General features: G+C 67.3%; 9 protein-coding genes. 7 read left to right on the top strand and 2 right to left on the bottom strand.

Annotated features, from left to right (window positions below):
* Positions 1 to 8: 8 nt before the first annotated feature.
* Both AC1D3B_RS13955 and AC1D3B_RS13950 read left to right on the top strand, forming a co-directional pair.
* Positions 9 to 1,523, top strand: a complete 1,515-nt coding sequence (locus tag AC1D3B_RS13955) for a type I restriction-modification system subunit M (RefSeq protein WP_478191265.1) — start codon at positions 9 to 11, stop codon at positions 1,521 to 1,523.
* Positions 1,516 to 4,707 carry a type I restriction endonuclease subunit R gene (locus tag AC1D3B_RS13950; RefSeq protein ID WP_478191264.1) on the top strand — a complete coding sequence of 1,064 codons (3,192 nt, stop codon included), beginning with the start codon at positions 1,516 to 1,518 and terminating at the stop codon, positions 4,705 to 4,707. The genes AC1D3B_RS13955 and AC1D3B_RS13950 overlap by 8 nt, the downstream gene beginning before the upstream one ends.
* 6 nt (positions 4,708 to 4,713) lie before the next feature.
* Here AC1D3B_RS13950 and AC1D3B_RS13945 read toward each other — a convergent pair whose 3' ends face one another.
* Complete coding sequence (locus AC1D3B_RS13945; protein WP_478191263.1) at positions 4,714 to 5,145, bottom strand: VOC family protein; 432 nt, start codon at positions 5,143 to 5,145, stop codon at positions 4,714 to 4,716.
* Between the two features lie 144 nt (positions 5,146 to 5,289).
* Between AC1D3B_RS13945 and AC1D3B_RS13940 the strand changes: the two genes are divergently transcribed.
* Together AC1D3B_RS13940 and AC1D3B_RS13935 are read left to right on the top strand one after the other, a co-directional pair.
* Entirely contained in the window at positions 5,290 to 5,940 is a 651-nt protein-coding gene (locus AC1D3B_RS13940; RefSeq protein WP_478191262.1) for a TetR/AcrR family transcriptional regulator, read from the top strand.
* A gap of 316 nt (positions 5,941 to 6,256) precedes the next feature.
* Complete coding sequence (locus tag AC1D3B_RS13935) at positions 6,257 to 6,472, top strand: hypothetical protein (protein WP_478191261.1); 216 nt, start codon at positions 6,257 to 6,259, stop codon at positions 6,470 to 6,472.
* Between the two features lies 1 nt (position 6,473).
* Here the strand turns inward: AC1D3B_RS13935 and AC1D3B_RS13930 are convergent, their stop codons facing one another.
* Positions 6,474 to 8,276 carry an NAD(P)-binding domain-containing protein gene (locus AC1D3B_RS13930; RefSeq protein ID WP_478191260.1) on the bottom strand — a complete coding sequence of 601 codons (1,803 nt, stop codon included), beginning with the start codon at positions 8,274 to 8,276 and terminating at the stop codon, positions 6,474 to 6,476.
* A 172-nt stretch (positions 8,277 to 8,448) separates the two neighbouring features.
* Between AC1D3B_RS13930 and AC1D3B_RS13925 the strand changes: the two genes are divergently transcribed.
* From AC1D3B_RS13925 to AC1D3B_RS13915, 3 genes are read left to right on the top strand one after another with little or no spacing between them, the layout of a single operon-like run.
* The gene (locus AC1D3B_RS13925; protein ID WP_478191259.1) at positions 8,449 to 8,913 is read left to right on the top strand and encodes a ferritin-like domain-containing protein; all 465 of its coding nucleotides are present in this window, start codon (positions 8,449 to 8,451) and stop codon (positions 8,911 to 8,913) included.
* A gap of 24 nt (positions 8,914 to 8,937) precedes the next feature.
* On the top strand, positions 8,938 to 9,927 hold the full coding sequence (gene acuI / locus AC1D3B_RS13920) for an acrylyl-CoA reductase (NADPH) (protein WP_478191258.1): 990 nt from the start codon (positions 8,938 to 8,940) through the stop codon (positions 9,925 to 9,927).
* A complete protein-coding gene (locus AC1D3B_RS13915; RefSeq protein WP_478191257.1) occupies positions 9,928 to 14,379 on the top strand; it encodes a DEAD/DEAH box helicase in 4,452 nt (1,483 codons plus the stop codon). It begins immediately after the preceding gene.
* Positions 14,380 to 14,381: the final 2 nt, after the last annotated feature.

Below are 14,381 nucleotides of genomic sequence, written 5' to 3'. Positions count from 1 at the left end.
AGAAAAAAATGATCCAGGCCACCATCAGCCAGGACAGCATCAACGCCGCTGTCTTGAGCGCCTGCGAGACCTTTCGCGGCATCGTCGACCCGGGCATCTACAAGGACTACGTCCTCACGATGCTCTTCCTCAAGTACGTCTCCGATGTCTGGCAGGATCAGTGCGACCGTTACACGAAGGAATACGCCCACGCCGAGCCGCGCCTCATCGAGGAACTGTTGAAGACCGAGCGCTTCGTCCTCCCGCCCGGCGCCGGTTTCCACGCACTGCATGCGGCGCGCTTCGAGCCCGGCAATGGCGAGCGCATCGACAGGGCCTTGCACGCCATCGAGGACGCCAACATGGCGAAGCTGCGCGACGTCTTCCAGGACATCAGCTTCAACGCCAGCAAGCTCGGCGACGGGCAGCAGAAGAACGAGCTCCTGCGGCACCTGCTCGAAGTCTTCGCCAGGCCCGAACTCGACTTGAGGCCCAGCCGCGTGGGCTCGCCCGATGTCGTCGGCAATGCCTACGAGCACCTGATCAAGAGCTTCGCCTCGACCAGCGGGAAGAAAGCCGGCGAGTTCTACACGCCGCCTGAAGTGTCGACACTCATGGCCCGCCTGATGGACCCGCTCGAAGGCGAGGACATCTGCGATCCGGCCTGTGGCTCCGGCTCGCTGCTTCTGCAGTGCGGCCGCCTGATCCGCGCGCGCACGGGATCGCGCCGCTACGCGCTCTACGCGCAGGAGGCCATCGGCAGCACCTGGGCGCTGGCCAAGATGAACATGTTCCTCCACGGCGAGGACAACCACCGCATCGAATGGGGTGACACCCTTCGCAACCCGAAGCTGATGGCGAACGACACCAGTCTGCGGCGCTTCGATGTCGTCGTCGCGAATCCGCCCTTCAGCCTGGAGAACTGGGGCCACGAGAGTGCGGAGAACGACAGGTTCGATCGCTTCCGCCGCGGTGTGCCGCCGCGCACCAAGGCCGACTTCGCTTTCATCCTGCACATGGTCGAGACGATGAAGCCCGGCACCGGCCGAATGGCGGTCGTCGTGCCGCACGGCATCCTGTTCCGTGGCGGCGCAGAAGGGCGGATTCGCCGGAAGCTCATCGAGGACAACCTGCTCGATGCCGTTATCGGCATCCCCGAAAAGCTTTTCTACGGCACTGGCATTCCGGCGGCCGTGCTGCTCTTTCGCATGCGCAAGGCCGATGACAAGGTGCTCTTCATCGACGGCAGCCGCGACTTCCAGCCCGGCCGGAACCAGAACACGCTGCGCGAGGCCGGTATGGACCGGATGCTGGCGGCCTGCGCAGCGCGAGTTTCCGTCGAGAAGTACGCCAGGCTCGTCTCGCTCGAAGACATCGCGGCGCAGGATCACAACCTCAACATTGCCCGCTACGTCGACACCACCCGGAGCGCGCAGGACATCGACATCGCGGAGCTCCGGCGAGAGCGCCACGAGATCCGGAAGGAATGCATCGGGATCGAGGAGGAGATGGCGGGCTACCTGAAAGAGCTGGGCTATGAGTGACGCTCCGCCCTCGCCTGCGTTGGAAGCCGTTCTGCGCGTGCTCAGCAAGCTCGGCTGGCACCGTCTGGGCACTTCCGACTGCCTTGAGCTTCGAGGCGGGACCCGCGAGGTGATCCTCAGGCCACGGCTCGTCGAGTACCTGCGGACGCGCCGGTTCGACTACAAGGGCACGCCCTGCGCGCTGTCTTCCAATGCGATCGAGCAGGTACTGCGCGAACTCACGATTCTCGGACTGGGCGACGGCCTGCTTGCCGCCAACGAACGCCTCTACGCCAAGCTGGCCTACGGCATCACCGTCACCGAGTTCATGCCCGACGGCAAGAAGCACCAGCCGACGATCGCCCTCATCGACTGGGACGACACTGCCGCGAATCGCTTCGAAGTGACCGGGGAACTGCGCGTGCTCTCCAGTCAGGGAACGCACGATCGTGCGCCGGACATCGTGGGCTATGTCAACGGCCTGCCGCTTGTCGTCATCGAGGCGAGTTCGCCGGAAGCGCCGCCAAGGCGCCGTGGCGATGCGATGGTGCGCGAAGGCATCTCCCGCCACTTGCGCAACCAGCGCGAGGACGAGGTGCCACAGCTCTACGCGTACGCGCAGCTTCTGCTGTCACTCGGCGAGACCGATGCGCGCTACGGCACCACGCGCACGCCGATCGGATTCTGGGCACAGTGGAACAGGGAAGAAGAGTGCGGCCTCGGCTCCCAGCCGTCACCATCCAACGCGCAGGATCGTCTGTTGAAGAGCCTGCTGACGCCGCCCAGGCTGCTCGAGTTGATCCGCGGCTTCATCCTCTTCGACCGCAGGGCAGGCAAGATCATCGCGCGACACCAGCAGTTCTTCGGCGTGCGCGCATTGCTGAAGCGCCTCGTTGTGCTGAGGCCCGATGGTTCGCGCGAGGGTGGCGTGGTCTGGCACACCACCGGCTCGGGCAAGAGCTTCACGATGGTGTTCCTCACCAAGGCCTTGCTGTTGTGCGGGGCGCTGAAGTCGTGTCGCGTGGTCGTGGTCACCGACCGGGTGGACCTCGAACGCCAGTTGGCCCGCAGCTTCATGTCCGGCGGCGCCTTCGGCTCTTCCGTCGCCACGCAGAAGGAAGGCGAGCGCAGCAGGGCCGTGACGGGCCGGGACCTGGCCGGGCGCATCGGCAGCGGCACGGAGCAAATCACCTTCGCGCTGGTCCAGAAGTTCAACACCGCCTCGCGACTCCCGGAATGCCGCAACGAATCGCGCGACATGATCGTGCTGGTCGACGAAGGCCATCGCAGCCATGGCGGCGAGATGCACGAGCGGATGAAGAAGGCGCTGCCGCACGCGGCCTGTGTCGCGTTCACCGGAACGCCGCTCCTGAAGGACGAGAAGACGACGAACAAGTTCGGTCCCGTCATCCACGCCTACACGATGCAAGACGCGGTGGAAGATCGCGCTGTAACGCCGCTGCTCTACGAGGAGCGCGTGCCCGGCCTGACGATCGATGCTCAAGCCGTGGACCGCTGGTTCGACCGGATCACCGTCGGCCTCGGCGACGCACAGCGTGCCGACCTCAAGAAGAAGTACGCGCGCCGTGGCGCCATCTACGGCGCGCTCCAACGCATCGAGCTGATCGCGTGGGACATCGCCACCCACTTCAGCGAGAACTTCAGGCAGATCGCGCCGGGACTGAAGGGTCAGGTCGCGACCGCGTGCAAGCGCGACGCGATCCGCTACAAGAGGGCGCTCGACGACACGGGGCTGGTCACGAGCGTGGTCGTGATCTCGCCGCCCGACATGCGCGAAGGGGATGACGACGGCGACGAATCGATCACGGACGAAGTCCGGAACTGGTGGCGCCAGAACGTGCTCGCCGACGGCCATGACGCCGTGCAGTACGAGAGGCAGGCGCTGCGCGCCTTCGCCACGGATGGCGGCCCCGACCTGCTCATCGTGGTCGATCGCCTGCTCACCGGCTTTGACGAACCACGCAATGCCGTGCTCTACATCGACAAGCCGCTCCAGGGTCACAACCTGATCCAGGCCGTGGCCCGGGTGAACCGTCTGCATGCCGCCAAGCGCCATGGCTTGCTGGTGGACTACCGCGGCATCCTCGCGGACCTGGACACGGCGATTCGCGCCTACCAGGACCTGCGAACACGCACGCAGGGCGGCTTCGATGCGGCCGACCTCGCGGGCCTCTATGCGCAGATCGCTACCGAGTACAAGCGGCTCCCCTCGCTGCATCGGGCAATGTGGACCTTCTTCAAGGACGTGGCGGATCGCGACGATCCCGAGCAACTGCGCCAGGCCTTGAGCCCTCGACTCGTCCGCGCGGGTCGCGGCATCGAATACGACGAGCGGCAGCAACTGCGCGATGACTTCTCCGCGGCGCTCACAGCGTTCGGCCTGTGCCTGCGGACCGCGTTGTCATCCCGGACGTTCTTCGAGGATCCGGACATTTCCGAAGTCCTGATCGCGCGCTACAAGCAGGACCTTCGCGTTCTCGGCGAGGTGCGGCGGGCAGTGCGCACCGATGCCATGGAAACTGTCGACGTCAGCACGTACGAAGAGCAGCTTCGGAGGCTGGTCGACCAACACGTGACCGGCACGGAAGTGCGGGAGGTCGGCGGCAGCTATTTCGTCCACGAACTGGCCCATGCCGGAACGGACGATGCCTGGTCGGACGACAAGGCGCGTAACGAGGCAGCGCTCATGACGACACGCCTGCGCAAGACCATCCAACTGGATCTGGCCGACGATCCCTATGCGCAGAAGATCTTCTCCGGGCTGTTGGCGAACGCCATCGTGGAGGCCGAGGCCATGTTCGACCATCCCCGCAGGCAGTACGCCCTGCTGCGCGAATTCGAACGGCGCGTGGAGGCGCGCGCGACCCCGGGCATGCCGGACGTCCTGGCGAACAACCCGCAAGCCAGGGCGTACTTCGGCGCGATCCTGATGGCGCTGGGAGAAGAAGCCGCCTCGGCCCTCGACGCCGCGGATCGCGGCAGCTTCGCCGATCACGCCCTGGCCATCAGCCAGATGGTGCAGCGCGCGATGGCCGAGCACTCGCTGAATCCGCAGAGCATCGAATCAGCCATTCGCAAGAACCTGTTGACCCGGCTCTACGCGCCGCTGGGCCTGGACAAGGCCAGCGAGGTGATCGGCCACGTGCTCCGGATCACCCGCGCCGGCCCGAACCGGCGGGAATGAACCGGCTCAATGCATGACGATCACCATCCACGACACGCCGAAGCGATCCGCGACCATGCCGAAGGCCGGCGAGAAGAAGGTCTTGGTCATCGGCATCTGCACCTGCCCGCCCTCGCCCAGTGCGGCGTAGAGGCGCTGGGCTTCGGCCTCGTCCTTGGCTATCAGCGAGAGCGAGAAGCCCTGGAAGACGGGCTTGCCGGTGTTGCGCCCGTCGGAAGCCATCAGCGTCGTGCCGCCGACGGTGAAGGCCGCATGCATCACTTTTTCTCCGTCCGGTGCGCCCGTTCCGTCGGGGCCGGCGCATCCCTCGGTGGGGGCAGGCTCGGGGTTCTCCTTGTAGCGCATCAGCATGGTGACCTCGGCGCCGATGGTCTTGCGATAGAACTCGAGCGCCTCGTCGCAGCGGCCGTCGAAGAAAAGATAGGTCTGGACTTCCATGGGGTACTCCTTGCTGTGGATGGGAGGGGACGGCAGTGGTTCAGTCTTGCCGAGTCATGCCGCTGAGGGAAGCTGTGTCGCGTTGTGTACAACGTCCACAAGACAATAGCAGAGACAATGGACGCTGTCCACATGAAAAAGCCGATGCACGCTTCTTCCGTCGCCGCCAGCCCGCCCGCTCGCAGCACCTACCGGCATGGTGACCTGCGACGTGCCCTGCTCCATGCGGGCGTCGAGCTCGCCCGCGCGGGCGGTCCCGATGCGGTCGTGCTGCGCGAGGCCACGCGGCGTGCGGGCGTGGTCCCCAACGCCGCGTACCGCCATTTCGCGAGCCGGCAGGCGTTGCTGCAGGCAGTGCGTGCCGCCGCGTTGTCGGCAGTCGCCGTCGCGATGGAGGCCGAACTCGCCACGCTGCGCCCTTCGCGCAAACCGGCCGACTTTGCGCGTGCGAGTGTGCGTGCGGTCGGCACCGGCTACCTGCGATTCGCCCAGGCCGAGACGGGCCTCTTCCGCACCGCCTTTGCGACAACGGTGGATGTGCAGGATGCGCCGGCCGAGACCAAGAGTGGCCACAGCGGCATGAATCCGTTCGAGCTGCTCGGTGCGGCGCTTGACCGCCTCGTCGAGGCAGGCGTGATGCCGCCCGGGCGACGCCCCGGTGCCGAGTTCCTCGCATGGTCGGCCGTGCATGGCCTGGCGCTGCTCATCATCGACGGACCTCTGCGCGGTCTGCCGCGTGCGCAGACCGATGCGCTGGGTCAGCGAGTCCTCGACATGGTGGAAAAGGGACTGTAGACGGGCCGGCACGACAAGGGTCGGCCCCCCTGGGCAGCGCCGCGCAAACAGTGATTCACTTGTCCTTCCGGACCCCACGGCCGGACGATGGAGACACGAATGCAAAGCCGCAGCCCCCTGTATCTGCTCGAGCGCTCGGATGTCGGCGTGGTCCAGCTCGACCCCGACCTGCAGGTGGTGGCCATGAACAGCTTCGCGCGTCGGGTGCTGCCGGTGCAAGACAAGGAGCCCTTCGAGAAGATGGTGCTGTCCTTCCACCCGGAACGCTCGCAGCCCAAAGGTCGTACCCCGCGTGGCCGGAGAGCCTGGCAACCCGGTGATCTTCGAATCCGCCCTGCGCGACGAATGGCTGGCCGGCGATGCGAATGCAGCCTGCCGGCGCTGGCGCGATGGCCATCCCGAGCGTGTGCGCTGGCTCGACAGCGACAACAGCCGCTACCGGGTCGACATCGACACGCCCGAGGATCTTGTCCACTTCACGGAGCGCACCGGTCACGAGCTGCGCTGGCCGACAGGACTCGCGACCGCTTGAATCACCGCTTGTGGTACGTCGGCGCCAACTCGTACACCGGCGTCGCGAGGCCCTCCATGCGCGCCTTCAACTGCAGCGACAGGAACTGCGAGTAATGGCGCGACTGGTGCAGGTTGCCGCCGTGGACCCAAAGCTGCGGCACCTGCGTAGGCTTCCACATGTTGCGCAGCTCGCCTTCCCACGGCCCAGGATCCTTGGGCGTGTCGGAGCCCAGTCCCCACACCTTGCCGACCTTGTCGGCCAAGTCCGGTGAAACCAGGTCGGCCAGCCAGCCGTTCATCGAGCCGTAGCCGGTGGCGTAGACGATGAGGTCGGCCGGCAGCTCGCTGCCGTCGCTGAGCGTCACCGAGCGCGGGTTGATGCGTTCGATGGTCACGCCGCTGCGCAGCTTGATGCTGCCGTTGGCCACCAGCTCCGAGGCACCCACGTCGATGTAATAGCCCGAGCCGCGCCGCAGGTACTTCATGAAGAGGCCCGAACCGTCGACACCGAAGTCCAGCAGGAAGCCAGCCTTCTCCAGGCGCGCATACAGGTCGGCGTCGCGCTTCTTCATCTCGTCATACACCGGCACCTGCATCGGCGCCATGATCTTGTAGGGCACCGAGGCGAAGATCAGGTCCGCCTTGTCGGTGGTCACGCCGGCCTTGACCGCGGACTCGGAATACAGGCCGCCGAGCGCCAGTTCCATGAGCGAATCCGAGGGCGCGATGTGCGTCGAGCTGCGCTGGATCATGGTGACGTCGGCGCCGTTCTCCCACAGGGCCGCGCAGATGTCGTGCGCCGAATTGTTGGAGCCGAGCACCACGCACTTCTTGCCGCGCCAGGCTTCGGGCCCGGGATGCGCGCTGGAGTGATGCTGTTCGCCCTCGAAGGTCTCGGCACCGGGAATCTTCGGCACGTTCGGATAGCCCGAAACGCCGAGCGCGAACACCAGTTGCTTCGGCCGCAGCGTGATCTCCCTGCCGTCGCGCTCGACGGTGAGTTCCCACTCCTTCTTCGCTTCGTCGTAGCGCGCCTTCTTCGCAATCGTGGAACCCCAGTAGTTGAGCTCCATCACCTTGGTGTACATCTCCAGCCAGTCGCCGATCTTGTCCTTGGGCGAGAACACGGGCCAGTCCTCCGGGAAGGGCAGGTAGGGCAGATGGTCATACCAGACCGGGTCGTGCAGGCACAGGCTCTTGTAGCGCCTGCGCCAGGAGTCGCCGGGCCGGGCGTTCTTCTCGACGATGATCGTCGGCACGCCCAGCTTGCGCAGCCGGGCGCCGAGCACGATGCCGCCCTGCCCGCCGCCGACGATCACGACATAGGGCTGCTCGGTGAAGCCCAGCGTCTTCGCTTCCTCGTCGCGCTTTTCCAGCCAGGTCTTGCGATCGGGATTCGCGCCGTGCTCCGCACCCTTGATGCGCCGCTCGCCCTTGCGCTCCTCGAAGCCCTTGAGCTCGGTCATGGTCGTGAGCAGCGTCCAGGCCTTGCCGTTGCGCAGGCGCAGGTGGCCGCGTCCGCGCGCGACCGCCGTCTCGAAAGTGAACCACGCCTCGACCACGCCGCCGGCCTCGGTCGCCTCGCCTTCGACCGCGAACGCAGTCGGCTTCGTGTCGGCCAGTCGCGCCTCCAGCATCTTCCGGATGGCCTCGGGGCCCTCCTGTGTCCGGATGTTCCAGGTGAAAGCGACCAGGTCGCGCCAGTAACAGTCGGGCTCGAAGAGCGCGACCGCCGCATCGATGTCTTGCCGTTCCAGCGCATAGGTGAAATCGGCCAGCCAGGCGCTGGCGATCTGCGTCGGATGAGTGGACAGATCCGTCATCTCATGTCTCCTTCGTTGTCGACACCGGCGCACTCCGTGCAGCCGGGCGGCAACCGTACGCCCATCATCCGCCCGCGTCAAACGCCGTTCGCCGCTTGCGCAAGCGCTGCGATCGTGCGAGCCTTTGCGCGGCGCCACTGGTGGCGTCAAGTTCGATCGCGGAGGTGCTTCCATGTCCCAACTCGACAAGGCCCAGGTCGTCGATGTCCTGAACCGCCTGCTCGAGGCCGAGCTGGCCGGCGTGGTGCGGTACACGCACTACTCCTTCCTCGTGTTCGGCTTCTCGCGAATCCCGATCGTGTCTTGGCTGCGCGAGCAGGCCGACGAATCATTGCTGCACGCGCAACAGGTCGGGGAATGGATCACCACGCTGGGTGCCTATCCGTCGCTGGGCATCGGCGAACTGCTCGATTCGCACAAGCACGACATGTCGGCGATCCTCCAGGAGTCGCTGGCGACGGAAGGCAAGGCGCTGGACCTGTACCGCGACCTCCTGCGTCTGGTCGAAGGACAGTCGGTGGCGCTGGAGGAATTCGCGCGGCAGATGATCCAGGCGGAGGAGCTTCATGCGGCCGACGTCGACAAGATGCTGAGGAAGCCCGGCGAGGTTCGCGCCTTCGTCGCCCGCAACGATTGAACCGACAAGAGAAGGAACCCGCGCATGTTCGACGCCCTGCTGCTCACCAAGGCCGACGACGGCACGACCCAGGCCGCCGTCACTTCCGTCGATGAGGCCCAGTTGCCCGAGGGCGAGGTGCTCGTCGATGTCGCCTGTTCCACCGTCAACTACAAGGATGCACTCGCGATCACCGGCAAGTCGCCGGTCGTGCGCAAGTTCCCCATGGTGCCCGGCATCGATCTGGCGGGCACCGTGGCACAGAGCACCGACGCGCGCTTCAAGTCCGGCGACGCCGTGCTGCTCAACGGCTGGGGCGTCGGCGAAACCCACTGGGGTGGCCTCGCGCGCAAGGCGCGCGTGAAGGCCGACTGGCTGGTGCCGATGCCCAAGGGCATCGACGCGCGTCAAGCCATGGCGATCGGCACCGCGGGCTACACCGCGATGCTGTGCGTGATGGCGCTGCAGCACCACGGCGCGACACCGGCCGCCGGGCCTGTGCTGGTCACCGGCGCAAACGGCGGCGTGGGCAGCATCGCCATCGCGCTGCTTGCGAAGCTCGGTTTCGAAGTGCACGCATCGACCGGCCGGACCAGCGAAACGGCTCACCTGCAGCGATTGGGCGCCACGGAAATCATCGACCGCGCCACGCTCGGCGAGCCCGGCAAGCCCTTGCAGAAGGAACGCTGGGCCGCAGCGGTGGACAGCGTGGGCAGCCACACGCTGGCGAACGTCTGTGCGAGCCTGAAATACGGCGGTACCGTCGCCGCCTGCGGCCTTGCGCAGGGCATGGACTTTCCCGCCAGCGTGGCGCCTTTCATCCTGCGCGGCATCACACTGGCGGGCATCGACAGCGTCTATGCCCCGCAGACGCGGCGCCTCGCCGCATGGCAGCGCCTGGCCGACGAACTGCCGCGCGATCTGCTCGATGCCAACACCGAGACCATCGGGTTGGCCGCCGTCGCGGATCTCGCACCCCGACTGCTCGCCGGGCAGGTGCGCGGACGCGTGCTCGTGGATGTGGGCGCGTCATGAATGGATACACCGCCGGCGGGCCTGCGCCTTGACATCCGCACGGCCGACCTGATTTCATTCCCTTGCGCCACGCTGCGCAGCAAGACCGCACCTGCCGTGCTCCAAGACTTTCACCCCGCCGTCGGCAACTGGTTCAACGCCACCTTCCCGAGTCCCACGGAGGCCCAGGCCGCCGCCTGGCCGGTCATCGCCGCGGGCCGGCACACGCTGGTCGCGGCGCCCACCGGTTCGGGCAAGACGCTGACGGCCTTCCTGGCCGCGCTCGACCGCCTCGTCCGCGACGGCCTCGAATCCGGCGGCCTGCCCGACGAGACCTCGGTGCTCTACATCTCGCCGTTGAAGGCCCTGTCCAACGACATCGGTCTGAACCTGAAGGCGCCGCTGGCCGGCATCCGCCGCGAGCTCGCAAGGCTGAAGCTGCCCGACGTGGAAATCCGCACGGCCGTGCGCACCGGCGACACACCGGCCAGGGAGCGCCAGCAAAGCCTTCGCAAGCCGCCGCACATCCTGGTCAGTACGCCCGAGTCGCTGTACGTGCTGCTGGGCTCCGAGTCGGGACGCCGCATGCTCTCGACCGTTCGCACGGTCATCGTCGACGAGATCCACGCGGTCGTCGCCACCAAGCGCGGCAGCCATCTGGCGCTGTCGCTCGAGCGGCTGCAGGCGCTCTGCGCGAAGCCGCTGACCCGCATCGGCGTGTCGGCCACGCAGAAGCCCATCGACGAGATCGCGCGCTTTCTCGTCGGCGCCGGCGCGGTCGCGAAGGGCGTCGCCGATTGCGAGATCGTCGACATCGGCTATGCCAAGCAGCGCGATCTCGCGCTGGAACTGCCGCCGACGCCGCTTGCCGCGGTGATGTCCAACGAGCAATGGGAGCAGGTCTACGCACGTATCGCGGGGATGGTCCACGCGCACCGCACGACGCTGGTCTTCGTGAACACGCGGCGCATGGCCGAACGGGCCGCGCGGCACCTCGGCGAGATCCTGGGCAAGGAAGTCGTCGCCGCCCACCACGGCAGTCTTGCCAAGGAGACGCGGCTGGATGCCGAGCAACGCCTCAAGCGCGGCGAGTTGAAGGTGCTGGTGGCCACGGCCTCGCTGGAGCTGGGACTGGACATCGGCGATGTCGATCTCGTATGCCAGCTGGGCTCTCCACGATCCATCGCCACCTTCCTGCAGCGCGCGGGGCGCTCCGGCCATGCCGTGGGCGGCGTGCCGAAGGCGCGGCTCTTCCCGCAGTCGTGTGACGAACTGGTCGAATGCGCCGCGCTTCTCGATTGCGTGCGCCGTGGCGAACTCGACGCACTGCACGTGCTGCCTGCGCCGCTCGATGTGCTGGCACAGCAGATCGTCGCCGAGACCGCATCGCGCGAATGGGACGAGGATGCGCTCTTTGACCTCGTGCGGCGTGCCTGGCCGTATGCCGGGCTGACCCGGGAGAGCTTCGCATCCGTCGTTCGCATGCTGGCCGAAGGGTTCACGACGCGCCTGGGCCAGCGCGCGAGCTACGTGCATCGCGATGCCGTGCATCACAAGTTGCGCGAGCGCAAGGGCGCGCGCCTGACCGCCCTGACTTCCGGCGGCACGATTCCCGAGACCGGCGACTACACCGTGATGCTCGAACCGCAGGCGCACAAGATCGGCACGGTCAACGAGGATTTCGCGGTCGAAAGCCTGGCGGGCGACGTCTTCCAGCTCGGCAACACCAGCTACCGGATCCTGCGTATCGAGCCCGGCCGCGTGCGGGTGGAGGACGCGCATGGCGCCGCGCCCAACATTCCGTTCTGGCTGGGTGAGGCGCCCGGTCGTACCGATGAACTTTCCTTCGGCGTGTCGCGCCTTCGCGGCGAGATCGCCGAGAGCCTCGCGGAACGGGGTATTCAAGCGACGGTCGACTGGCTGGCCCGCGACATCGGCATGGAGGCGGAGGCAGCCCGCCAGATCGTCGACCATCTCGCTCGCGCGATGCGAGCCCTTGGAACGCTGCCGACCCAGCAGCGCATCGTGATGGAGCGCTTCTTCGACGAATCGGGGGGCATGCAGCTGGTGATCCATTCGCCGTTCGGCAGCCGCCTGAACCGCGCGTGGGGCTTGGCGTTGCGCAAGCGTTTCTGCCGACAGTTCAATTTCGAGCTGCAGGCCGCCGCGACCGAGGATGCGATCGTCCTGTCGCTGTCGACCAGCCACAGCTTTCCGCTCGACGAAGTGGCGCGCTACCTTCATTCGGCGACCGCCCTCGATGTGCTCGTGCAGGCGCTGCTCGATGCGCCGCTCTTCGGCGCGCGCTGGCGCTGGAACGCGACCACTGCGCTGGCGCTGCCGCGCTTCGTCGGCGGGCGCAAGGTCGCACCACAGCTCCAGCGCATGAAGTCCGAGGACTTGCTGGCCTCCGTTTTCCCGGACCAGGTGGCCTGCGCCGAGAACCTCGCGGGCGAGCGTGAGATTCCGGAGCACCCGCTCGTCGCGCAGACGCTCTACGACTGCCTCTACGACGCCATGGATGCGGAAGGCTGGCTGCGCTTGCTCCATCGCATGGAGTCCGGTGAACTAGAGGTTGTGGCGCGCGACCTGCCTGCGCCCTCGCCGCTCGCGTCGGAAGCGCTGAACGCGCGTCCCTATGCCTTCCTCGACGACGCGCCGCTGGAAGAACGCCGCACCCAGGCCGTGCAGAGCCGGCGCTACATCGATCCGGAGAGCGCCGACGATCTCGGCCGGCTCGATGCCGATGCGATCGAGAGCGTGAGGCAGGAGGCATGGCCCCGTGCGCGCAATCCTGACGAAATGCACGAGGCGCTGAACGCGCTCGGCGTCGTCACCGATGCGGAGGCAATGAACAACGCGGACTGGTTGCAGTGGCTGAAGGCCCTCGCGCAGGCCGGCCGCGCGACGCGGATGGTGCCCGCAACGAACGATGCACATGGAGCGGGCCTGTGGGTGCCGGCCGAGCGCCTTGCGCAGATCGCCCTGCTCTATCCCCTCGCTTCGCTGCAGCCCGTCATCGAGCCACCGGCGGAATACGCGGCACAGGGTGCCGCGGAAGACACCTTGCGCGAACTGCTGCGCTCGCGATTGACGGGCCTCGGACCCTTGTCGGCGGACACCCTCGCTGCGCAGTTGCGCCTGCCGCTCGTCGCGATCGACGCCGCCCTGTCCGCCTTGCAGACCGAAGGCTACGTGTTGCAGGGACGGTTCACGCCCGGCGCCGAATCGATCGAGTGGTGCGAGCGCCATCTGCTGGCCCGCATCCATCGCTACACCCTGAAGCGGCTGCGGCGCGAGATCGAACCGGTCGAGCCACGCGACTTCGTCCGCTTCCTGTTCGAGTGGCAGCATGTCGGCGCCGCGAGCCGGGTCAGCGGCCCGGACGCGCTTGCCGGCATCCTCATGCAACTCGAAGGCTATGAGGCGCCGGCCGGCACCTGGGAAGCCGAGCTGCTGCCAGCCCGGGTCAAGGACTACGCACCCGCGTGGCTGGATGACCTTTGCACCGCCGGCCGCACGCTGTGGACGCGCCTGCGGCCCGCTGCCGGCGATGCCAGGGCGGGCGGCGGCGCATCGCTGCGCACGACGCCCATCCTTCTCCTGCCGCGCCGGACCGCGTCCCAGTGGACCGGCCTGGTCCCTCCGCCCGCCGCCGATGCAGGGCTGGGTTCGCGGGCCCAGCGCGTCGCCACATTCCTGGCTGAACACGGCGCCTCCTTCTTCGACGAGATCGTCCAGGGAACGCACCTGCTGGGCACCGAGCTCGAAGACGCGCTGAGCGAACTCGTGGTGCGCGGCCGGGCGCATTGCGACAGCTACGCTGGGCTGCGCGCATTGCTGATTCCGCCGTCGAAGCGCTCATCGACGCACGCCCGCCGCCGCCGTCGCACAGCCCTTTTCGGCATCGAGGATGCGGGACGCTGGTCGCTCGTCCGCCAGCGTGCGCCGGGCGCCACCGACACGGCCCCCGCCATCGCGCCGGAATCGATCGAGCAGGTCGCGCGCATCCTGCTGCGCCGCTACGGCGTCGTGTGTTGGCGCGTCCTGGAGCGTGAGCCGACGTGGTTGCCGCCATGGCGCGATCTGGTGCGCGCCTACCGCCGGCTCGAAGCACGGGGGGAAATCCGTGGCGGTCGTTTCATCGCCGGCGTGGCGGGCGAACAGTTCGCGCTGCCGGATGCCATCGGTCTCATGCGGCAAGTGCGGCGGCAGGCGCCGGACGAAACCCTGGTCTGTCTCGCCGCCACGGACCCGGCCAACCTTCTCGGCACGGTCGTGCCGGGCCCGAAGGTGCCCCGCGTCGCGGGCTCGCGCGTGCTCTATCGCGACGGCCTTCCGCTGGCGACCAGCGTCGCCGGACAGGTGGAGATGCTGGTGCCGATGAGCCCCGACGAGGCCAGGGCCGCGACCCGCGCGCTCTCCTCCGAGCCGTCGCTGCGCTTCCTGGAAATGGCCAGCGCCACCGACTGACA

The sequence above is a fragment of the Variovorax sp. P5_A3 genome (assembly GCF_056400665.1).
This window is presented reverse-complemented; position numbering and strand designations above follow the sequence as displayed.

Excerpts from the sequence above, each read along its gene's own strand:
- AC1D3B_RS13955 (WP_478191265.1), top strand. The coding sequence starts at position 9 with ATGATCCAGGCCACCATCAGCCAGGACAGCATCAACGCCGCTGTCTTG.
- AC1D3B_RS13950 (WP_478191264.1), top strand. The coding sequence starts at position 1,516 with ATGAGTGACGCTCCGCCCTCGCCTGCGTTGGAAGCCGTTCTGCGCGTG.
- AC1D3B_RS13945 (WP_478191263.1), bottom strand. The coding sequence starts at position 5,145 with ATGGAAGTCCAGACCTATCTTTTCTTCGACGGCCGCTGCGACGAGGCG.
- AC1D3B_RS13940 (WP_478191262.1), top strand. The coding sequence starts at position 5,290 with ATGCACGCTTCTTCCGTCGCCGCCAGCCCGCCCGCTCGCAGCACCTAC.
- AC1D3B_RS13930 (WP_478191260.1), bottom strand. The coding sequence starts at position 8,276 with ATGACGGATCTGTCCACTCATCCGACGCAGATCGCCAGCGCCTGGCTG.
- AC1D3B_RS13925 (WP_478191259.1), top strand. The coding sequence starts at position 8,449 with ATGTCCCAACTCGACAAGGCCCAGGTCGTCGATGTCCTGAACCGCCTG.
- acuI (WP_478191258.1), top strand. The coding sequence starts at position 8,938 with ATGTTCGACGCCCTGCTGCTCACCAAGGCCGACGACGGCACGACCCAG.
- AC1D3B_RS13915 (WP_478191257.1), top strand. The coding sequence starts at position 9,928 with ATGGATACACCGCCGGCGGGCCTGCGCCTTGACATCCGCACGGCCGAC.